This is a genomic window from Streptomyces musisoli (genome assembly GCF_016741855.1).
GTDB classification, from domain to species: Bacteria; Actinomycetota; Actinomycetes; order Streptomycetales; family Streptomycetaceae; genus Streptomyces; species Streptomyces musisoli.
Genome location: NZ_JAERRH010000005.1, coordinates 243535 through 263811 on the forward strand (window position 1 = coordinate 243535; position 20277 = coordinate 263811).

A 20277-nucleotide genomic window follows, 5' to 3' on the forward strand; every position below is an offset into this window, starting at 1 on the left:
GCTCGGCCCGCCAGTCGCTCCCGACCGGCCTGCCGGCCGCCTCCTAGAGCCCCTCCGCGAGCACCAGCTCCCGGCACTCCTCCGGCGTCCCCCACGCCGAGCGCAGCGCCCGTGCCCTGGTCAGCCACAGGGACAGGCCGTACTCCGCCGTGTACCCGATCGCCCCGTGCAGGTGCAGTGCCGTACGGGCCGTCCGGTACGCCGCCTCGCACGCCGTGAGCTTGGCTGCGGCGACGTCCGCCGGGCGCAGGGACACCGCCGCGCCGAATAGCAGGGGCCGGGCGAACTCCAGCGCCGTCCTGGCGTCGGCCAGGCGGTGCTTGACCGCCTGGAAGGAGCCGACGGGGACCCCGAACTGGGTGCGTTGCCGCACGTAGGCGACGGTGCGGTCCAGCAGGGCCAGCCCCACGCCGAGGGCCTGGGCGGCGGTGGCGAGCCGGATCCACGTGAGCGCCCGGTCGTACGGCGGGGCCGGGGTGAGGAGCTCGCCGCCGGGGGCGAGCGGGGTCAGCCGGCGGGCGGGGTCCAGCGAGCGGCGCACCGGTCCGGGGGCCTGCGTGGACAGGTACAGGCCGCCGGGGGCCGGCGACAGACGCACGGAGGCCGCGTCGCCGTCGACGGCGTGACTCCCGGGCGCGGCCACCGTGGCCAGGTCCGTCCCGGCCGCCAGACCGGGCAGGAAGCGCTCCGCCAGCGGGGGACCGCCGAGGAGGACGGCCGCCCCGACCGTCTCCGCGAGCGGACCGGGCACCGCGTGCCGTCCCAACTCGATGCACGCCACGGCGAGTTCCACCGGGCGCGGCCCCAGCCCGCCGTACTCCTCGGGTACCGCGAGGGCGAACACCCCGGCCCCGGCGATCCGCGACCACAGCGCGCGCCCGCTCGCGTGGTCGCCGCGGCTCCAGTCCCGGATCACCGCGGGGGTGTCCGCGGCGGTCAGCATCGCGTGCAGCGAGCCGGCGAAGGCGCGCTGGTCGGCGTCGAGGAGGAAGCGCATCAGCGGCGTCCCTTCGGCAGGCCGAGCAGCCGCTCGGCGACGATGTCGCGCTGGATCTCGTTCGTGCCCGCGTAGACGGGCCCGGCGAGGGAGAAGACGTACCCCTCGGCCCAGGTGCCGTCGGCCAGTTCGCCCTCCGGGCCCAGCAGGTCGAGCGCCGTCTCGTGCAGGGCGAGGTCCAGCTCGGACCAGAACAGCTTGTTCATGCTGGTCTCCGGACCGAGCCGGTCGCCGTCCAGGACCCGGGAGGCGGCGGCATAGGTGAACAGCTGGTAGGCCCGGGCCCCGATCAGGGCGTCCGCCACCCCGGCGCGGGCGTGCTCGGGCGATCCCCGGTCCCGCCACAGGTCCCGCAGCCGCGCGGCCGAGGCCAGGAAGCGGCCCGGGGCGCGCAGGGTCAGCCCGCGTTCCTCGCCGGCCGTGGACATCGCGATCCGCCAGCCCTGCCCCGGCTCGCCGATCACGTCCTCGTCCGGGACGAACACGTCGTCCAGGAACAGCTCCGCGAAGGCCGGCTTGCCGTCCAGGCGGCCGATCGGGCGGACGGTGACGCCGGGCGCCCGCAGATCGAACATCAGGTAGGTGAGCCCCTGGTGCGGCCGGGCAGTGCCCGGTTCGCTGCGGAACAGACCGAAGGCCCGGTCCGCGAAGGCCGCCCGCGACGACCAGGTCTTCTGCCCGTTGAGCAGCCAGCCGCCGTCCGTCCGCACCGCCCGGGAGGAGAGCGCGGCGAGATCCGAGCCCGCCTCCGGCTCCGACCACGCCTGCGCCCACACCACCTCGCCGGTGGCCATCGGCGGCAGCACGCGCGCGCGTTGCTCCCGCGTGCCGTACTCGAAGAGCGTCGGCGCGAGCAGGCTGATGCCGTTCTGGCCGACCCGGCCCGGCGCGCCCGCCGCCCAGTACTCCTCCTCGAACACCAGCCGGCCGAGGAGCCCGGCGTCCCGCCCGCCGTACCGCTCCGGCCAGGACACCACCGACCAGTGGTCCGCGGCCAGTTCGGCCTCCCACGCGCGGTGTGCCGCGAAGCCCTCCGCCGTCTCCAGGGACGGCAGCGGCGTGCGCGGGACGTGGGCGTCCAGCCAGGCCCGGGCCTTCCCGCGGAACTTCTCGTCGGCCGGGGAGTGGGTCAGGTCCACGGTGACGTCACCGTCCTTCCCTAACAAGTGTTTGGTAGGTTAGCGTGGTCCCATGACAGGCGTCGAGAGCCCGGCCTCCGTACCCGGGCACGGACTGCTGCGCGGGCGCACCGCCGTCGTCACCGCCGCGGCCGGCACCGGCATCGGCGGAGCCACCGCGCGCCGCTTCCTGGAAGAGGGCGCACGCGTGCTGATCAGCGACGCCCACCCGCGCCGGCTGAAGGAGCACGAGGCCGAACTGGGCCGGGAGTTCCCCGGCGCGGTCACCGCGGTGCCGTGCGACGTCACCGACGAGACCCAGGTGCGGGCGCTGTTCGAGGCGGCGGCAGCCGTGCACGGACGGCTGGACGTCGTCGTCAACAACGCCGGACTGGGCGGCACTTCGGCCCTCGTCGACATGACGGACGAACAGTGGACCCGCGTCCTGGACGTCACGCTGAACGGCACCTTCCGCTGCACCCGGGCCGCCCTGCGCGCCATGCGCGGGACCGGCGGCGGGGTGATCGTGAACAACGCCTCCGTCGTCGGCTGGCGCGCCCAGGCCGGGCAGGCCCACTACGCCGCCGCCAAGGCCGCAGTGATGGCGCTGACCCGGTGCGCGGCGATCGAGGCCGCCGCGTTCGGCGTCCGGGTCAACGCGGTCGCCCCCAGCCTCGCGATGCACCCCCACCTGGAGAAGGTCACCTCCGCCGGCCTGCTCGCCGAACTGACCGGGCGGGAGGCCTTCGGCCGGGCCGCGCAGCCCTGGGAGGTGGCCAACGTGATCGTCTTCCTCGCCTCCGGCTACTCCTCCTACATGACCGGCGAGGTCGTCGCCGTCAGCAGCCAGCACCCCTGAGGCGGGGAGCAGACCACAATGGGTGCGTGCCGACCAAGAAGAAGCCCCAGGTGACCGCGGCAGCGGCCCGGCGCGGCGAGCTCCTCAGCACCGCTGCCGAGGTATTCGCCGAGCACGGCTACAACGCCACCACCGTCCGCAGGATCGCCGACCACGCCGGGATGCTCGCGGGCAGCCTCTACTACCACTTCGACTCCAAGGAGTCGATGCTCGAGGAGATCCTGCGGACCTTCCTCGACGAGCTGTGGGACGGCTACGACACCGTCCTCGCCTCCGGACTCGGCCCCCGGCAGACGCTGGAGGCACTGGTCACGGAGTCCTTCCGGGAGATCGACCGGCACCGCGCCGCCGTCGCCATCTACCAGAAGGAGAGCAAGCAGCTCGTCGCCCAGGACCGGTTCGCCTTCCTCGCCGAGTCCCAGCGCCGGTTCGAGAAGGCGTGGCTCAGCACGCTGGAACGCGGAGTCGCCGACCGGGTCTTCCGCGCCGACCTGGACGTCCGGCTCACCTACCGGTTCGTCAGGGACACCGTGTGGGTCGCCGCCTCCTGGTACCGGCCCGGCGGCCGGCACAGCCCCGAGGAGATCGCCCGGCAGTACCTGTCGATGGTGCTGGACGGGATCGCCGTACGCGAATAACCCTTTCCTGTGAGGGAGTCGTCATGGCCGAGGCCTACATCGTCGAAGCGGTCCGCACACCCGTCGGACGGCGCGGGGGAGGACTCAGCGCGGTCCACCCGGCCGACCTGGGCGCACATGTGCTGAAAGAGCTGGTCGAGCGCTCCGGGATCGACCCGGCCGCCGTGGAGGACGTGGTCTTCGGCTGCCTGGACACGGTGGGGCCGCAGGCCGGGGACATCGCCCGCACCTGCTGGCTGGCCGCGGGCCTGCCCGAGGAGGTCCCCGGCGTGACCGTCGACCGGCAGTGCGGCTCCTCCCAGCAGGCCGTGCACTTCGCCGCGCAGGCCGTCCTGTCCGGCACCCAGGACCTGGTGGTCGCGGGCGGGGTGCAGAACATGTCCCAGGTCCCCATCGCCTTCGCCTCCCGCCGGGCCGCCGTCCCCCTCGGCCTGACCGACGGCCCCTTCCTCGGCAGCACCGGCTGGCGCGCCCGCTACGGCGACCAGCCCGTCAACCAGTTCGCCGGCGCCGAGATGATCGCCGCCCGGTGGGGCATCAGCCGGGAGGACCAGGAGGAGTTCGCCCTGCGCTCGCACCGGCGGGCGATCCGGGCGATCGACACCGGCCGCTTCGACCGCGAGACCGTCCCGCACGGCGGGGTCACCGTCGACGAAGGCCCCCGCCGGGACACCTCCCTGGAGAGGATGGCCGCACTGAAGCCCGTCCTCGACGGCGGCACCATCACCGCGGCCTGCTCCTCCCAGGTCTCCGACGGGGCCGCGGCCCTGCTGCTCGCCTCCGAGCGGGCGGTACGGGACCACGGGCTGCGCCCGCGCGCCCGCGTCCACCATCTCTGCGTGCGCGGCGAGGATCCCATCCGCATGCTCTCCGCCCCCATCCCGGCCACCGCGCACGCCCTGAAGAAGACCGGCCTGAGCCTCGACGCCATCGACCTCGTCGAGATCAACGAGGCCTTCGCGCCGGTCGTCCTCGCCTGGCTGAAGGAGACCGGCGCCGACCCCGGCAAGGTCAACGTCAACGGCGGCGCGATCGCCCTCGGCCACCCGCTCGGCGCGACCGGCGCCCGGCTGATGACGACCCTGCTGCACGAACTGGAGCGCACCGGCGGCCGGTACGGCCTCCAGACGATGTGCGAGGGCGGCGGCCAGGCCAACGTGACGATCATCGAACGGCTCTGAGCACGACCCGGCACACGCCCCCCGCACAGGCCCGCGAGCGGCACCCCGGGACCTCAGTCCGCGACCCCGGCCCCACCGCCGGCCGGCAGCGCACCGATGACCTCCGCGGCCTGCGCCATCACCCGCTCCACCAGCTCCGCGCACGACGGCAGGTCGTCGATCACCCCGGCGACCTGCCCGGCCGCCATCACCCCGAGGTCCGTACGGCCGTCCACCATCGCCGACTTCAGCAGCATCGGCGTGTTCGCGGCGAGCAGCACCTGGCTCCAGGACAACTCCTTGCCGTGCCGGAGGGCGAGGCCGTCACGGACGAGCTGCCGCCAGGTGAGCCCCGACAGCCGCCGGAAGCCGGCCGCTTCCCGGACCGCACGGCCGAGCGCCCGTACACGGCCCGACCGCTCCAGCGCGTCCACCAGCTCCGAGCGCAGCATCCGGTGCGGCAGGCCGTCCACCGCCCGGGTCACCGTGACATCCCGGACCGTCGCCGCCAGATACCTCGCCTTCACCGCGTCCGGAACCGTCGACTCGGCGGTGAGCAGGAACCGGGTGCCCATCGCCACCCCCGCCGCCCCGTACGCCAGCGCCGCCACCAGGCCCCGCCCGTCGAAGAAGCCGCCCGCCGCCACGACGGGGATCCGCACCGCGTCCACCACCTGCGGCAGCAGTACGCTCGTCGCCACCTCGCCGGTGTGCCCGCCGCCCTCGCCGCCCTGCACGACCACCGCGTCCGCACCCCAGGCCGCCACCTTCTCGGCATGCCGCCGGGCGCCGACGGACGGGATCACCACCACACCCGCCGCCTTCAGCCCGGCGATCAGCTCGGGGGAGGGGGCCAGGGCGAAGGAGGCCACCCGGACGCCCTCCTCCACCAGGATCCGCACCCGGTCGCCCGCATCGCCCGCGTCGGCCCGCAGGTTCACCCCGAACGGCGCCTCCGTACGGGACCGCACCTCCCGTATCGCGTCCCGAAGCTGGTCGAGCGTCATCGTCGCCGAGGCCAGGATGCCGAGAGCGCCGGCGTTCGCCACCGCCGAGACCAGCCGCGGTCCGGCCACCCAGCCCATCCCCGTCTGCACGACCGGATGGCGCACCCCGACCAGCCGGGTGAGCGCGGTCTCCATCAGCCCCCCGTCCCGTCCGGCACCTCGCGCGTGCGCGCCCCGTCCGGGTCCAGCACCTCACGGATCAGCCGCAGCTCCTCCGCCTCGGGCTCCCTGGTGCACGGCACCCCGTCCGGCACGGCCAGCGGGAACCCCGTCGCCTCCCGCACCTGCTCCACGCTCGCCCCCGGATGCACCGACACCAGCCGCATGGAGCGGTCGGGCGTCGCGAAGTCCAGCACCCCGAGGTCGGTGACGACCCGGACGATGCGATGGAAGCGTGCCGCGGCGCCCAGCCCGGCCGCCCGGTCGTACCCCACCCCGCACACCATGTCCACCCGCTCCACGAACACCCGCCGGGAATGCCTCGGCACCCAGTAACTCGTCGGATTGTTCAGCGTGTTCAGCGGCGCCCCGCGGACCCCCAGCAGCTGTCTGCGCGGGCGCGCCCAGTCGCCGACACAGGAGATGTTCTGGTTGCCGTACCGGTCGAGCTGGCTCGCGCCCATCATCACGTGCCGCCGCCCGCCCGCCACCAGCTCCAGGTGCTGCCGGTAGGGCAGCCAGCCCTCCGGGGTGCCGTCCGGGCGGACCAGCAGGGCCTCGCCGTCCGTCAGCAGCAGGTCCGGCGCGAAGGTGAGCCGGGCCAGCCGCGCGCCCAGCGACGGGATCAGGCCCATCGGACCGGCCAGGACCTCCCCGGCGCCGCGCCAGGCCTCGGCGCAGGCGATCACGCAGTACTCGGCGCGGGTGGCCCTCATCGCTCCCGCTCCGTCCGCCACTCCCGGACCGCCGCCCGGTAGCCGGCCTCGCCCCCGCCCAGGAAACGGCCGGCGAACTTTGGCCAGGGCGTGCCCGCGTACAGCCGCTGGAACTCCTCGTCCCTGCCGTACTCCGGTGCGCAGGACGTGAAGTGCGCGCCGCCCGGCGCCTCCACCACCCCGGTCACCGCGAGCCGCTTGAGCAGCAGCGACTGCGGGGCGGCCTCCTTCGTCAGCTCGGCGGTGTCCACGATCCGCTCGCAGGAGACGTACGCCGCGTCCGCCGCCTCGCAGAACAGGTCGTCGAAGTACGGGTCCGGGCCCAGATACTGCCCGTTGCCCAGCCGGTCGGCCCGGTTGACATGCACGAGGGCCGCGTCCAGCCGCAGCGCGGGCATGGCCGTGAGCGTCTCCCCGTCCGCGTACGGCGACGTCACCGTGCGCAGCTCCGGATTCACCCGCAGGACGTCCGAGCCCACCCCCGCCCGCACCGGCAGGAAGGGCAGACGCTGCGCCGCCGCGCGCAGCCCGCACTGGAACATCCCCTCGTCGACCTCCGTCAGCTCGAAGCCGCCGCGCTCGCGCGCCGCCCGGTAGTGCGGTTCGAGCGGGACGGAGTCCAGGGTGACGAAGGCGGTGACCAGCTTGCGGATCCGGCCCGCGGCGGCCAGCATCCCGACGTCCGGGCCGCCGTACGACACGACGGTGAGATCGCCTATGCCGGACCGCAGCAGCGCCCGGACCAGTGCCATCGGCTTGCGGCGGGAGCCCCATCCGCCGATGCCCAGGGTCATGCCGGAGGCCAGCCGGGAGACCACCTCCTCGGCGGTCATCGTCTTGTCGCCCATCTACACCCCCTCCTTCCCGAACGTGTCGCGGACCCGGTCGGCCAGTCCGCTCAGGCTGGCCTCGAAGGTGAAGCCCTGTTCGAAGCGGTAGCTGCGGCGCACGTCGACCGGATCGATGCCGTTGAGAGCGGACTTCGCCATGCGCAGCAGCCGGCCGTCCTTGGCGGCGATCAGCCGGGCCAGCTCCAGCGCGGCCACCGGCAGCCGCGCGCGCGGCACCACCCGCCAGACCGAGCCGTGCCCGTGCAGCTCGGCGGCGCTCGCCGTGCGCCCGGTGTAGTACATCGTGCGCATCAGGTGCTGCGGGACCAGCCGGGCCAGGTGGGTCGCGGCGCCCAGCGCGCCCCGGTCCAGCTCGGGCAGCCCGAAGACCGCGTCCTCGCTCGCCACCACCGCGTCCGCGTTGCCCACCAGGCCGATCCCGCCGCCCAGGCAGAAGCCCTGCACGGCCGCCACGACGGGCGTCTCGCACTCGTAGACCGCGGCGAAGGCCTCCGCGCAGCCCCGGTTGGCGCCGATCAGGGCCTCCTGGCCGGCGGCCTGTATCTCCTTGATGTCCACGCCCGCGTTGAACCCGCGCCCCTCGGCGGCCAGCACCACGCACCGGACCTCCGGGTCCCGGCCGGCCTCGCGCACGGCGTCGGCCAGGGCGAACCAGCCGCGCACCGGCAGCGCGTTGACCGGCGGCCAGTCGACGGTGACCACGGAAATCCCCTTTTCCGGGGACGAACGGGAGACACCCATGGACGCATCAGCTACCTTTCCACCAAACATTTGTTAGGTGCGAGGCTTCGAAGCTAGCAGTCGCCGCAGACAAGCGGGAGGGCCTGTGGACAACTCACTGCGCGGCAGCACCGTCGTCGTCACCGGAGGCACCCGAGGCGTGGGCGCCGGGATCGCCCGGGCCTTCGCCGAGGCGGGCGCCCGGGTCCTCGCCTGCGCCCGCCGACCCCCGGAACACCAGGTCGACGGGGTCGAGTTCACCGCCGTCGACCTGCGCGACCCGCCCGCGGTCCGGGCCTTCTTCGCCGGACTGCCCCGGCTGGACGTCCTCGTCAACAACGCCGGCGGCACCCCGTACCGGCGCCTCGCCGACGCCGACGCCGAACGCCACGCCAAGGTGATCGAACTGAACCTGATCACCCCGCTGACCGCGTCCCTCGCCGCCTACGAACACCTCAGGCACAGCAGGGGCTCGATCGTCATGGTCGGCAGCGTCAGCGGGGGCCGCCCCTCGCCCGGCTCGGCCGCCTACGGCGCGGCCAAGGCGGGCCTCGCGAACCTGGCCGCCTCCATGGCCGTGGAATGGGCACCGGAGATCCGGGTCAACACCCTCGTGGCCGGCATGGTCCACACCGGGTCGTCCCACCTCCACTACGGCGGCCCCGACGGCATCGCCGCCGTCTCCCGCACCGTCCCGCTGGGCCGGCTGGCCCTGCCCGCCGACGTCGGGGCCGCCGCCCTCTTCCTCGCCTCCGACGCCGCCGCCTACATCAGCGGGGCCAGCCTGCACGTGCACGGCGGCGGGGAACGGCCCGCCTTCCTGGACGCCGCGACCGCCGGCCCCGACGTCCCGGACGCCCCGACCGCCGGCAAGGAGGGCTGAGATGAGCGGAATCTGCACCGGCCGCGTCGTCGTCGTCACCGGGGCCGGCCGCGGGCTCGGCCGCGCCCACGCCCTCGCCTTCGCGGCCGAGGGCGCCCGCGTGGTCGTCAACGACCTCGGCGTCGCACTGGACGGCGCCCCGGCCGCGACGAGCCCGGCGGACGCCGTCGTGGCGGAGATCCGCGCCGCCGGCGGCGAGGCGGTGGCGCACGGCGGTGACATCGCCACGCCCGCCGGCGCCGCCTCCGTCGTAGCGACCGCCGTCGAGACCTACGGCCGCCTCGACACCCTGGTGAACAACGCCGGATTCCTGCGCGACCGCATGCTGGTCAACCTCGACGAGGACGACTGGGACGCGGTGATCCGGGTCCACCTCAAGGGCCACTTCCTGCCGTTGCGGCACGCCGCCGCGCACTGGCGTGCCGAAGCCAAGGCAGGGCGCGTCCCGGAGGCCCGGGTCGTGAACACCAGCAGCGGAGCCGGCCTGCTGGGCTCGCTCGGACAGGCGAACTACAGCGCCGCAAAGGCCGGGATCGTCGGCCTCACGCTCGTCGCGGCCGCAGAATTGGCCCGCTACGGCGTCCAGGTCAACGCCGTGGCACCGGCCGCCCGCACCCGCATGACGGAACGCACCTTCGCCGCGACCATGGCGGCACCCGCCGCCGGCTTCGACGCCATGGCCCCCGAGAACGTCTCCCCGCTCGTCGTCTGGCTCGGCTCCGCCGGGAGCGCGGGCGTCACCGGCCGGGTGTTCGAGGCGGAGGGCGGCCGGATCACCGTCATGGAGGGCTGGCGCCCCGGCCCCACCACCGACGGGGGCACCCGCCGGACACCGGCCGAGGCGGGGGAGGCGACACGGAAACTGCTCGCCGCGGCGGAGCCGCCGGGCCGGGTCCACGGCACGTGAACCCACGAGAACACCACCGGCCACCGCCCTGACCGCCGGCGGCCTACGTGTCGCACTCCAGGTCCGGCACGGCCCGCACCGCGCGCGTACCGGCGGCCTACGTGTCGCACTCCAGCACGGTCCGGCATGGCCCGCACCGCGCCCGTACCGGCGGCCTACGTGTCGCACTCCAGCACGGTCCGGCATGGCCCGCACCGCGCGCGTACCGGCGGCCTACGTGTCGCACTCCAGCACGGTCCGGCACAACCCGCACCGCGCCCGCACCCGCCCCCGCACCGGCACCCTGATCCGCTGGTGGCAGGTCGGGCAGGGGAAGGAGACCCTCAGCTGCCCGGCGGGATCGGGAGTGAACGTGTAGGGGGCCGACGGCGGGGCGGTGGCGGCGTGCCGGCGGTCGTGGGCGTAGCGGCGGCGGCCCGCCCACCCCGCCCCCGTCAGCGGCGGCTGCTGCCCGTCCAGCCGGGCCTGGGCCAGCCCCTTGGCGTAGGCGGTGTAGGCCTGCGGACTGGTGAACCACACCGACGGGTCCTCCCCGAAGAGCAGCGCCCGCTTGGCCAGGACGTAGCCGAACTCCTCCGGGGTGAGATAGCCGAGCTTCTGGGAGGAGACCGCGTCCTCCCGGTAGGCGTCCAGCAGCAGCCAGCCCGCGCCCAGGTAGGCCGTCGTGGTGTCCGTCAGGATCTCGTTCTGGGCCGTGGTCGGGAACGACAGGCCCAGACGGTGCAGATAGACGTGCGCCACCTCGTGGGCGAGCGCCGCCCCGATGTCCCCGCGGTGCGTGCGGAAACGGTCGTTCAGCTCCACGAAGTACTCCGGGCCCGCCGCCAGTTCGACGTTCGCCGCGTGGGTCATCTCCCGGAACCCGACGATCAACCGCGCATCCGGCAGCCGGAAGTGCCGCACGATCTCCCGGGCCACCCGCTGCGCGCCCAGATGCAGGTCGTCGGTGTCGCAGAAGGCCACGTCCGCGGGGGCCACGCTGGCCGAGAACGTCTCGATGGTGTCCCGGGACAGACGCCGGTACAGCGCGGTGACGGCGGCCCGCACCGTCTCCAGATGCGGGTAGCCGTGCTCGACCGGTCCGCCGTTCGCCACGCCCGCACCCCCAAAGACGCCGGAACCCTCCTCCACTGTAGGCGCGGCGGACCGCCCGTCACACGGGCAGCAGCCGGGGCGCCCGCCCGCCCGGGTCCGCCTCCTCCAGCTCCAGCACCCACACCTCGTTCTCGCCCTCCCGCAGCACCGGCCCGGGCACGTACAGGGACCGCTGGGGGCCCACCGACCAGTAGCGGCCCAGGCTGAAGCCGTTGACCCACACGAAGCCGCGGGTCCAGCCGGGCAGCTCCAGCCGCGCGTCCCCGGCCCCACCGACCGGGACGGTGCCCCGGTACAGCCCCGCGGCACCCCCCTCGGGCAGCGCGCCGTACGGCACCCCCGCCACGCCGCCGCGGAAGGCGTCCAGGTCCAGCCCACGCGCGCGTACCCCGTGCAGATACTGCCGCTCGTGCAGGATGCCGCCGGTGATCCCCTTGGCCTCCCCGAAGCGCGGACCGTAGTTCACCCTTCCGAGGGACTCCACCCACAACTCCACACGCGCGGGCCCCCCGACGGGCTCCTTCAGGCGGGGCTCCTCCTCGGTGAGCACCCCGGCCCGCTCGCCGTCCACGTACACCACCGCCAGGTCCCGCAGCCCCCGCAGGGACAGCGGGTACGGCTGCCGCGGCCCGGGCACGTCCACCTCGTAGCGCACCAGACCCCGCGTGACGCCCAGTTCCTCGAACGTGGGCGGCAGCGGTGCCGTCGCCTCCTCACCGCCCAGCGTCTCCAGCACGTCCCCCAGGGACGACCAGCCGTCGAGGTGCACCTGCGCCGGCCGGCCCAACCGGGCGGGCGACGGAGGCAGTGCGGGCAGGGGCCCGTCGTGACAGCCGGCCAGCACCTCGCGAAAGCGCCAGAACTTCTCCGTCGGGCGGCCGTACTCGTCCACGGGCGCGTCGTAGTCGTACGACGTCACGTCCGGCTCCAGCGGGCCCTCGTGCAGCCCGCCGCCCCGGTTGGCGCCCGCCCAGCCGCCGAAACTCGTTCCGCCGTGCGCCATGTAGAGGTTCACCGACGCCCCGCACTCCAGGATCTCCCGCAGCACCCCGGCCGCCTCCCCGGCATCCCGCACGACCTGCTCGCCGCCCCAGTGGTCGAACCAGCCGCACCAGAACTCCATGCACATCAGCGGGCCCTCACGGCGGTGCCGGCGCAGCGTGGCGAACGCCTCGCGCGCGTGGGAGCCGAAATTCACCGTGGCCAGCACCCCCGGCAGCGAGCCCCCGGTCAGCATGTGGTCCTCGGGCCCGTCCGAGGTGAACAGCGGAACCGTGATCCCCCGGGCGCGCAGCAGACCGGCCAGGTGCTCCAGATGACCGCTGTCACTGCCGTAGCTGCCGTACTCGTTCTCGACCTGCACCAGGACCACCGGACCACCGCGATCGATCTGCCGGGGCACGATCTCGTGCATCAGGTGAGTGAACCAGTGCCGCACCCGGGACAGATAACGCTCGTCACGCGTACGCACGCGCGTGCCCGGCTCACCCGTCACCCACGGCGGCAGCCCGCCGTTCTCCCACTCGGCACAGATGTAGGGACCCGGCCGCACGATCGCCCACAGACCGGCCTCCCCTGCCGCGTCCAGGAACCGGCCGAGCGCCCGCACGTCCCGGTAGCCGCCCGGCACCGGCCAGTGCCAATTCCACGGGACGTACGTCTCCACGCAGTTCAGGCCCATCGCCCGCAGCATCGCCAGCCGGTGCCGCCAGTGGCCCTCGTGCACCCGGAAGTAGTGCAGCGCCCCGGACAGCAGCCGCACCGGCCGCCCGTCCAGCAGGAAGTCCGATTCCCCCACCGTGAACTCGCTCATGCGCCAAAGCCTCACCCCTTCCGGTGACCGGCGCCATGGACGAAGATCGGCGTCGCTTGGACAAACGCACCCGGACGGAAGTCCGCCCAAGCCGACGCCGGGAGGAGCGGCGATGTACCAGACCTGGATGCGGTTCTTCAGCCCCGCCCCCGCCCACCACCGCCTCGGCCTCGTCTGCCTCGGCGTCGGCCTCCAGCACGGCACGCTGCCCACGGTCGGCCCACGCACCCTCGACCACCACGTGGCCGTCGTGATCAGCGCGGGCCGCGGCTGGCACCGGAGCGCCGACGACCGCCGCACGACCGTCACCGCACCCGCACTGCTGTGGCTCACCCCGGGCACACCCCACCACTACGCACCCGACCCGGACACCGGCTGGGACGAGGGCTTCGTCGACTTCGCCGGACCCGCCACCGGCACCTACACCGAACTCGGCTACATCCAGCCCGAGCGGCCCGTCGTCCCCCTCTCCGACGCCTCCGCACCCCGCGCGGTCATCGCCCGCATCGCCCGCGCCGCCCGCCGCGGCAACCCCCTGCTGGAAGTGGAGACCGGCGCCGCCGTCCACGAACTCCTCGTCGCCCTGCGCCGCGCCCGAGCCGACCTCGCCCCCGACGGCGACCAGGTGCTCGCGGCCCTGGCCCGGGACGCCTGCACCCCGATGAGCGTCGCCGACCACGCCGCACGGCACGGCATGACCCCCGCCGAGCTGCGCAGCGCCGTCCGCCGGGCCGCCGGGTGCAGCCCCAAGGACTATCTCCTCGGCATCCGCCTCGGCCGGGCCAAGGAACTCCTCGCCGCCACCGAACTGCCCGTCGCGGCCGTCGCCCGCCGCGTCGGCTACGACGACCCCGCCTACTTCTCCCGCCTCTTCACCCGGCGCGTGGGCCTCGCCCCCGTCCGGTTCCGCGCCCAGCAGGGCCGCACCGTCCCCGGCGGCTGGAGCGACCGCGTCCCCGACCCCGGCGATCCGCCGATGATCCAGTCACCGGACATCCCGTAGGACCCGCCCGGCCCAGCACATAGGGTTGACCCCCATGACCACCAGCAACACCGGCACCGATGCCGTGGACCCCGAGGTCCGCCAGGAACTGGATCGGCTGCGCGACAGCATCGACAACATCGACGCGGCCGTCGTCCACATGCTCGCCGAGCGCTTCAAGGCCACCCAGCAGGTCGGCCGGCTCAAGGCACTGCACCAGCTGCCGCCCGCCGACCCGACCCGCGAAGCCCGGCAGATCGAGCGACTGCGCCGCCTCGCCGAGAGCGCCAAACTCGACCCGGCGTTCGCCGAGAAGTTCCTGAACTTCATCATCGCCGAGGTCATCCGGCACCACGAGCGGATCGCCGAGGACACCCACGACGAGCGGCCGGCGCACGACGCCTGAACCAGCGGCCTGACCAGGGCACCGACGAGGGACCGGCGGAACGACGGCCAGGGGCGCGCACGAGGGACAAAAGCCACGTACCGATCCGCCCCTGTGCGCTGCCGGTCCCATCAGGCAGCATGTCCTGCATGTCCGTACTCACGCGCGACGAAGCGCAGCTCCGAGCACAGTTCCTCGACGTTCACCAGTACACGGTCGAACTGGACCTCACCACCGGTGACGAGACCTTCGACTCCCGCACCGCGATCCGGTTCACCGCCCGGTCCGACGGGGACACGTTCGTCGAACTGAAGCCCGCCGAACTGCACAGCGTCACGCTCGACGGACAGCCCCTCGACCCGGAATCGCTCAGCGAGGACCGGCTGCCACTGAAGAACCTCACCGCCGGCCGGCACGAACTGCGCGTCCACGCGGCCATGCGCTACTCGCGCACCGGCGAGGGCATGCACCGCTTCACCGACCCCAGCGACGGCGAGACGTACGTCTACACCCAGATGTTCATGGACGACGTCCAGCGGGTCTTCGCCGCCTTCGACCAGCCCGACCTCAAATCCGTCTTCGACGTCTCCGTCAAGGCCCCCGAAGGCTGGACCGTCCTCGCCAACGGCGTCACCGAACACCGCGGCGACGGCATCTGGCAGGCCGCCCCCACCCCCCTGATCTCCACCTACCTCGTCGCCGTCGCCGCCGGCCCCTGGCACTCGGTGCGCACCGAACACCGCGGCCTGCCCTTCGGCATCCACTGCCGCCGCTCCCTCGCCCCCCACCTCGACACCGACGCCGACGAAATCCTCGACGTCACGCGCGCGTGCTTCGACCGCTACCACGAGAAGTTCGAGGAACCGTACCCCTTCGACTCCTACGACCAGGCCTTCGTCCCCGAGTTCAACGCCGGCGCCATGGAGAACCCGGGCCTGGTCACCTTCCGCGACGACTTCGTCTACCGCTCCGCCGTCACCGACACCGAGCGGCAGACCCGCGCCATGGTCATCGCCCACGAGATGGCCCACATGTGGTTCGGCGACCTCGTCACCCTCAAGTGGTGGGACGACATCTGGCTGAACGAGTCCTTCGCCGAGTACATGGGCTACCAGACCACCGCCGAGGCCACCCGGTTCACCGACCCCTGGACCGAGTTCGGCGTCACCCGCAAGGCCTGGGGCTACGACGCCGACCAGCGGCCCACCACCCACCCCGTCGCCCCCGAGAACGTCGACGACACCGCCTCCGCCCTGCTCAACTTCGACGGCATCTCCTACGCCAAGGGCGCCTCCGCCCTGCGCCAGCTGGCCGCCTGGCTCGGCGAGAAGGACTTCCTCGCCGGCATCAACACCCACTTCAAGCGGCACAAGTTCGGCAACGCCACCCTCGCCGACTTCATCGACTCCCTCGCCTCGGCCACCGACCGCGACGTGCACGCCTGGGCCGACAGCTGGCTGCGCACCACCGGCGTCGACACCCTCACCCCCACCATCGCCCCCGCCGACGGCACCTGCACGCTGACCGCCGAGCACGCGGGCAGCCGCCCGCACCGCCTCAGCGTCGGCCTGTACGACCACGACGTCGCCGACGAGGGCCGGCTGGTGCTGCGCGAACGCCTCGACCTCGACGTCCCGCAGACCGCCCCGCAGCCCATCGGCAAGCGCCCCGCCCTGATCCTCCTCAACGACGGCGACATCACCTACACCAAGGTCCGCTTCGACACCACGTCCTCCGAGACGGTCCGCACCGGCCTGTCCGGCCTGCCCGACCCGCTCACCCGCGCCGTCGTCTGGAACGCCCTCAGGGACGCCGTCCGCGACGGCGAACTCCCGCCCGCCGGCTACCTGGAGGCCGCCCGCGCCCACCTGCCGCGCGAGACCGACCTGGCCGTCGCCCAAGGCGTCCTCGCCTTCGCCGCCGGCCAGCTCACCGAGCAGTACCTGGCACCGAAGGACCGGCCGGCCGCCCTGGCCACCCTCACCTCCCTCTGCCGCGACCTGCTGCGGCGCACCGAGGACGGCGACCACCCCGGCCTGCGGCTGATCGCCGTACGGCACCTGATCGGCGTGGCCGCCCACCCGGAGACCATCGCCGCCTGGCTCGCCGACGGCACGGTGCCCGGCGGGCCGGAACTCGACCCCGAACTGCGCTGGCGCATCCTCGCCCGGCTCGCCGTGCTCGGCGCCACCGACGAGGCCGCCATCGCCGCCGAGCTGTCCCGCGACCCGAGCGCCACCGGCCAGGAGGGCGCCGCCCGCTGCCGCGCCGCCCTGCCCGACCCGGAGGCCAAGCGGGCGGCCTGGGAGGCGATGTTCACCGGCGACGACCTGTCCAACTACCTCTTCACGGCCACCGCACAGGGCTTCTGGCAGCCCGAACAGGAAGAGCTGGTCCGCGAGTACGTGCCGCGCTTCTACCAGGACGCGGTCGCCCTCGCCGCCCGCCGCGGCCCCGCCATCGCCGTCGCCGCCGGCCGCTGGTGCTTCCCGGCACACGCCGTCGACACCGAGAACCTGCGGCTCGGCGAGGACTGCCTGCGCGACACCGAACTCACCCCGGCGCTGCGCCGCACCCTCGCCGACCGCCTGGACGACCTGTCCCGCGCGCTGCGGGTGCGGGGCGAGGAGAACGCGGAGTAGAACGCGGAGTAGAACGCGGAGCAGAACCGACCACGCAGGACACGGCCGGTCCCCACCGTTGAAGACGGGGGACCGGCCACCCCCCTCCGCCGCCGAGCCGCCGAGCCGCCGAGCCACCCGAGCCGCCGAGCCGCCGACGCCCGACCGAACGGCGAACGGGACCAGCGGCACCCCGGCCCGCACCGCCGGCCGCCCCACGGGTCCCGGAAGCGCCCCGGCCGAGCCCCGGTACGGCGAACGAGACCAGCGGCACCCCGGCCCGCACCGCCGGCCCACCCCACGGGCCCCGTAAGCACACCGGCCCGCACCGCCGGCCGCCCCGCGGGCCCGCGGCCACGCCCCGCCGCGGCGGACAGCGGCACACGACCGCCCCCCTCAACGGCGCCTTCCACCACGGCAGTACACACTTTCGGGTTCCGTTCACCGGCCTTACGGGACACAGGGCACCCTTCCGGTACAAGCTGGAACTCCACCCACAAGCCGGAAGCAGCCCCGGGACCCACCGGCCCGCCGCACGCTCCCGTGCCCCGGAGGAGAAGCCATGAGCGGAGGACAGGACACGAGCACGCCGCCGCTCGCCTCGGGCCCCGGCGGCCCCGACGCCCTGCGACCGCTCCTCGCCACCGTCCTCGACGCACTCACGGCCGGCACCGACGAGCGCGGCGGCCCCCTGCCCGCCGGCGGACCGCACGCCGTCACCGCACACGTCACCGACGCCCTCGGAGACGTCCTGCCCGACACCGGCGACCCGGACGCCCTGCGCACCCTCGTACACACCCTCGCCGCAGGCGCTGCCGACCCCGCCGACCCGCTCTGCGCCGCCCATCTGCACTGCCCACCACTCGCCGTGGCCACCGCCGCCGACCTCGCCGCGAGCGCCCTCAACCCCTCCCTCGACTCCTGGGACCAGGCCCCGGCCGCCTCCGCCCTCGAGGCCGCGGTCGCCCGCACCCTCGCCCGCACCGCCGGCCTCGCCGACGCCCTCGTCACCACCGGCGGCACCGAATCCAACCAGCTCGCCCTCCTACTCGCCCGCGAAACGCACGGCGCCGACGTGCGCCTCGTATGCGGCGACAGCGCCCACCACTCGCTGCCACACGCCGCCTGGCTGCTCGGCCTGCCCGACCCCGTCGTGATCCCGGCACCCCACGGCACCCTCGACCCGGCCGCCCTCGACGCGACCCTCACCGCCCTCCCCGGACCGGCACTGGTCGCCGCCACCGCCGGCACCACCGACGCCGGCCTCATCGACCCCCTCCCCGAGATCGCCGGCCTGTGCACCGCCCACGGCGCCCGGCTCCACATCGACGCCGCCTACGGCGCGGGCCTCCTCTTCAGCGACCGGCACCGCGACAAACTCGCCGGCCTCGAAGCCGCCCACACCGTCACCCTCGACCTGCACAAACTCGGCTGGCAGCCGGTCGCCGCAGGCCTCCTCGCCGTCGCCCGCCCCAGCGAACTCACCACACTCCACCAACACGCGGACTACCTGAACGCCGACGACGACACCGAAGCCGGACTCCCCGACCTCCTCGGCCGCTCCCTGCGCACCACCCGCCGCCCCGACATCCTCAAAATCGCCGTCACCCTGAAGACACTGGGCCGCAGCGGACTCGGCGCCCTCGTCGACCAGGTCTGCACCCGCGCCCGCGAGTTCGCCGCACTGATCCACGAGCACCCCGGCTTCGACCTGTACGACCGGCCCGTCATCAGCACCGTGCTGTTCCGGCCGACCGCGGCGGACGACGCCGCCGTGGCCGCCGTACGCCGACGGCTGCTGCACGAAGGCCGGGCCGTCCTCGGCCGCGCCCGGCCCGACGGCCGGCTCTGGCTCAAGGCCACCGTCCTCAACCCTCACACCCGGCCGGACGACCTGGCCCACCTGCTCAAACTCGTCGAAGGAAGCACCCCCGCATGACCCACCCGCAACGCGACGTGCCGGACTCCCCACGCGACCTCGTCGGCATCGGCATCGGCCCCTGCAACCTCTCCCTCGCCGCCCTCGCCCACCCCCTCGCCGAACTCGACGCCGTCTTCTACGAACAGCGGCCCGGCTTCGACTGGCACCCCGGACTGCTCATCGACGGCGCCACCATCCAAGTGCCCTTCCTCGCCGACCTCGTCACCCTGGTCGACCCCACCAGCCCCTGGAGCTTCCTCAGCTACCTCAGAACCCGCGGGCGGCTCTTCCCCTTCTACTTCGCCGAGCGCTTCCACATCCAACGCGCCGAGTACGACGCCTACTGCCGCTGGGTCGCCGAAGCACTCCCCGGACTCCGCTTCCGCCACCAGGTCGACGCCGTCCGCTGGAACCCCGAACGCGACGTGTTCGAAGTCGACCACACCCAGCTCGACGCCGACGGCGAAGCCGAAGCCCTCGGCCGCACCTACACCCGCAACATCGTCCTCGGCGTCGGCACCGCCCCCTACGTACCCGACCCCCTACGGCCCCTGGTGGACGCACCCGGCGTCCCCGTCGTCCACGCCGCCGACTACCTCGCCCACCGCGACTCCGTCCTCGCCGCCGGACACGTCACCGTCGTCGGCTCCGGACAGTCCGGCGCCGAGATCTTCCTCGACCTGCTCCGGCACCGCCCGCCCGGCCGGGAAAAACTGCACTGGATCGGCCGCACCGAGGCCTTCGCCCCCATGGAGTACTCCAAGCTGGGCCTGGAACACTTCACACCCGACTACACCCGCTACTTCCACGCCCTCACCGAGCCCGTCCGCGACCGACTCGTCACCGCCCAGTGGCAACTCCACAAAGGCATCGACGCCGGCACCCTCGCCGCCATCCACGACGAGCTCTACCGCCGCACCCTGCACGGCGGCTGGCCTGACGCCGTCCTCATCCCCGGAGTCCGCGTCCGCACCGCGGGCCGCATCGCCGCCACCAAGATCGAGCTGCACCTGGAACACCTCCAGCAGGACAGCCGCTCCCGGCTCACCACCGACGCCGTCGTCCTCGCCACCGGCTACCGCGAACGCCCCCTCGGCCGCCTCCTCGCCGGCCTCGACCCCTACGTCCGCCGCGACAGCAGGGAACGCCCCCGCGTCGACGAAGAGTTCCGCCTCGTCCTGGACCCCTCCGTCACCGGCTCGGTATACGTCCAGAACGCCGAACTGCACACCCACGGCGTCGGCGCCCCCGACCTGGGCCTGGCCGCCTGGCGCAGCGCCACCATCCTCAACTCCCTCACCGGAAAGGAGCCCTACCCCCTGCCCACCCGAACGGCCTTCACGACCTTCGGACTCGACGACCCGGCGGAGCGGGTGCCGTCGGCCCGACAGCCGAAGCGGCTCACGCCACTCGTCGACGGAAGATGAGCGGCCACGAACGCCTGA

General features: G+C 73.9%; 18 protein-coding genes. 10 read left to right on the forward strand and 8 right to left on the reverse strand.

Features of this window, described 5'->3' with window-relative positions:
* Nucleotides 1-43: 43 nt before the first annotated feature.
* Nucleotides 44-997 carry an acyl-CoA dehydrogenase family protein gene (locus JK361_RS16380; protein WP_201818335.1) on the reverse strand — a complete coding sequence of 318 codons (954 nt, stop codon included), beginning with the start codon at nt 995-997 and terminating at the stop codon, nt 44-46.
* Nucleotides 997-2136, reverse strand: coding sequence for an acyl-CoA dehydrogenase family protein (locus JK361_RS16385; RefSeq protein WP_201818888.1), 1140 nt, complete (start codon nt 2134-2136; stop codon nt 997-999). The genes JK361_RS16380 and JK361_RS16385 overlap by 1 nt, the downstream gene beginning before the upstream one ends.
* Before the next feature lie 52 nt (nt 2137-2188).
* Between JK361_RS16385 and JK361_RS16390 the strand changes: the two genes are divergently transcribed.
* The 3 genes from JK361_RS16390 to JK361_RS16400 are packed head-to-tail and all read left to right on the forward strand — an operon-like array spanning nt 2189 to nt 4793.
* The gene (locus tag JK361_RS16390; protein ID WP_201818337.1) at nt 2189-2974 is read left to right on the forward strand and encodes an SDR family oxidoreductase; all 786 of its coding nucleotides are present in this window, start codon (nt 2189-2191) and stop codon (nt 2972-2974) included.
* A 26-nt stretch (nt 2975-3000) separates the two neighbouring features.
* Nucleotides 3001-3612, forward strand: coding sequence for a TetR/AcrR family transcriptional regulator (locus JK361_RS16395; protein WP_201818339.1), 612 nt, complete (start codon nt 3001-3003; stop codon nt 3610-3612).
* A 23-nt stretch (nt 3613-3635) separates the two neighbouring features.
* Nucleotides 3636-4793 (forward strand): acetyl-CoA C-acetyltransferase, encoded by a 1158-nt coding sequence (locus tag JK361_RS16400; protein WP_201818341.1) that lies wholly within the window; start codon nt 3636-3638, stop codon nt 4791-4793.
* 53 nt (nt 4794-4846) lie between these two features.
* Here JK361_RS16400 and JK361_RS16405 read toward each other — a convergent pair whose 3' ends face one another.
* The 4 genes from JK361_RS16405 to JK361_RS16420 are packed head-to-tail and all read right to left on the reverse strand — an operon-like array spanning nt 4847 to nt 8246.
* On the reverse strand, nt 4847-5914 hold the full coding sequence (locus JK361_RS16405) for an NAD(P)H-dependent flavin oxidoreductase (protein WP_201818342.1): 1068 nt from the start codon (nt 5912-5914) through the stop codon (nt 4847-4849).
* On the reverse strand, nt 5914-6654 hold the full coding sequence (locus JK361_RS16410) for a CoA-transferase subunit beta (RefSeq protein ID WP_201818343.1): 741 nt from the start codon (nt 6652-6654) through the stop codon (nt 5914-5916). The genes JK361_RS16405 and JK361_RS16410 overlap by 1 nt, the downstream gene beginning before the upstream one ends.
* Complete coding sequence (locus JK361_RS16415; RefSeq protein ID WP_201818344.1) at nt 6651-7502, reverse strand: CoA transferase subunit A; 852 nt, start codon at nt 7500-7502, stop codon at nt 6651-6653. The genes JK361_RS16410 and JK361_RS16415 overlap by 4 nt, the downstream gene beginning before the upstream one ends.
* Nucleotides 7503-8246, reverse strand: coding sequence for an enoyl-CoA hydratase family protein (locus JK361_RS16420; protein ID WP_201818345.1), 744 nt, complete (start codon nt 8244-8246; stop codon nt 7503-7505). It abuts the gene before it with no gap.
* An 85-nt stretch (nt 8247-8331) separates the two neighbouring features.
* Between JK361_RS16420 and JK361_RS16425 the strand changes: the two genes are divergently transcribed.
* Together JK361_RS16425 and JK361_RS16430 are read left to right on the forward strand one after the other, a co-directional pair.
* Nucleotides 8332-9108: an SDR family oxidoreductase gene (locus JK361_RS16425; protein WP_307787263.1), complete on the forward strand. Its 777-nt coding sequence runs from the start codon at nt 8332-8334 to the stop codon at nt 9106-9108.
* Nucleotide 9109: 1 nt separating this feature from the next.
* The gene (locus JK361_RS16430; protein WP_201818346.1) at nt 9110-10015 is read left to right on the forward strand and encodes an SDR family oxidoreductase; all 906 of its coding nucleotides are present in this window, start codon (nt 9110-9112) and stop codon (nt 10013-10015) included.
* 213 nt (nt 10016-10228) lie between these two features.
* On the opposite strand, the gene JK361_RS16435 is transcribed toward JK361_RS16430, so the two are convergent.
* Together JK361_RS16435 and JK361_RS16440 are read right to left on the reverse strand one after the other, a co-directional pair.
* Nucleotides 10229-11110: a hypothetical protein gene (locus JK361_RS16435; RefSeq protein WP_201818348.1), complete on the reverse strand. Its 882-nt coding sequence runs from the start codon at nt 11108-11110 to the stop codon at nt 10229-10231.
* A gap of 58 nt (nt 11111-11168) precedes the next feature.
* Complete coding sequence (locus JK361_RS16440; protein WP_201818356.1) at nt 11169-12923, reverse strand: glycoside hydrolase family 35 protein; 1755 nt, start codon at nt 12921-12923, stop codon at nt 11169-11171.
* Between the two features lie 112 nt (nt 12924-13035).
* Between JK361_RS16440 and JK361_RS16445 the strand changes: the two genes are divergently transcribed.
* The 5 genes from JK361_RS16445 (at nt 13036) to JK361_RS16465 (ending at nt 20259) form a co-directional block, all read left to right on the forward strand.
* Nucleotides 13036-13926, forward strand: a complete 891-nt coding sequence (locus JK361_RS16445) for a helix-turn-helix domain-containing protein (RefSeq protein WP_201818358.1) — start codon at nt 13036-13038, stop codon at nt 13924-13926.
* A gap of 34 nt (nt 13927-13960) precedes the next feature.
* The gene (locus JK361_RS16450) at nt 13961-14311 is read left to right on the forward strand and encodes a chorismate mutase (RefSeq protein WP_201818360.1); all 351 of its coding nucleotides are present in this window, start codon (nt 13961-13963) and stop codon (nt 14309-14311) included.
* A 119-nt stretch (nt 14312-14430) separates the two neighbouring features.
* On the forward strand, nt 14431-16932 hold the full coding sequence (gene pepN, locus JK361_RS16455; RefSeq protein WP_201818367.1) for an aminopeptidase N: 2502 nt from the start codon (nt 14431-14433) through the stop codon (nt 16930-16932).
* 541 nt (nt 16933-17473) lie between these two features.
* Nucleotides 17474-18850: a pyridoxal phosphate-dependent decarboxylase family protein gene (locus JK361_RS16460; RefSeq protein ID WP_201818369.1), complete on the forward strand. Its 1377-nt coding sequence runs from the start codon at nt 17474-17476 to the stop codon at nt 18848-18850.
* Nucleotides 18847-20259, forward strand: a complete 1413-nt coding sequence (locus JK361_RS16465) for a lysine N(6)-hydroxylase/L-ornithine N(5)-oxygenase family protein (RefSeq protein ID WP_201818371.1) — start codon at nt 18847-18849, stop codon at nt 20257-20259. Before JK361_RS16460 ends, JK361_RS16465 begins: the two co-directional genes overlap by 4 nt.
* Nucleotides 20260-20277: the final 18 nt, after the last annotated feature.

Bases quoted from the DNA above. Each gene is read 5' to 3' on its own strand.
- JK361_RS16380 (WP_201818335.1), bottom strand. From the start codon at position 997: ATGCGCTTCCTCCTCGACGCCGACCAGCGCGCCTTCGCCGGCTCGCTG.
- JK361_RS16390 (WP_201818337.1), top strand. From the start codon at position 2,189: ATGACAGGCGTCGAGAGCCCGGCCTCCGTACCCGGGCACGGACTGCTG.
- JK361_RS16400 (WP_201818341.1), top strand. From the start codon at position 3,636: ATGGCCGAGGCCTACATCGTCGAAGCGGTCCGCACACCCGTCGGACGG.
- JK361_RS16405 (WP_201818342.1), bottom strand. From the start codon at position 5,914: ATGGAGACCGCGCTCACCCGGCTGGTCGGGGTGCGCCATCCGGTCGTG.
- JK361_RS16410 (WP_201818343.1), bottom strand. From the start codon at position 6,654: ATGAGGGCCACCCGCGCCGAGTACTGCGTGATCGCCTGCGCCGAGGCC.
- JK361_RS16415 (WP_201818344.1), bottom strand. From the start codon at position 7,502: ATGGGCGACAAGACGATGACCGCCGAGGAGGTGGTCTCCCGGCTGGCC.
- JK361_RS16420 (WP_201818345.1), bottom strand. From the start codon at position 8,246: ATGGGTGTCTCCCGTTCGTCCCCGGAAAAGGGGATTTCCGTGGTCACC.
- JK361_RS16430 (WP_201818346.1), top strand. From the start codon at position 9,110: ATGAGCGGAATCTGCACCGGCCGCGTCGTCGTCGTCACCGGGGCCGGC.
- JK361_RS16440 (WP_201818356.1), bottom strand. From the start codon at position 12,923: ATGAGCGAGTTCACGGTGGGGGAATCGGACTTCCTGCTGGACGGGCGG.
- JK361_RS16445 (WP_201818358.1), top strand. From the start codon at position 13,036: ATGTACCAGACCTGGATGCGGTTCTTCAGCCCCGCCCCCGCCCACCAC.
- JK361_RS16450 (WP_201818360.1), top strand. From the start codon at position 13,961: ATGACCACCAGCAACACCGGCACCGATGCCGTGGACCCCGAGGTCCGC.
- pepN (WP_201818367.1), top strand. From the start codon at position 14,431: ATGTCCTGCATGTCCGTACTCACGCGCGACGAAGCGCAGCTCCGAGCA.
- JK361_RS16460 (WP_201818369.1), top strand. From the start codon at position 17,474: ATGAGCGGAGGACAGGACACGAGCACGCCGCCGCTCGCCTCGGGCCCC.
- JK361_RS16465 (WP_201818371.1), top strand. From the start codon at position 18,847: ATGACCCACCCGCAACGCGACGTGCCGGACTCCCCACGCGACCTCGTC.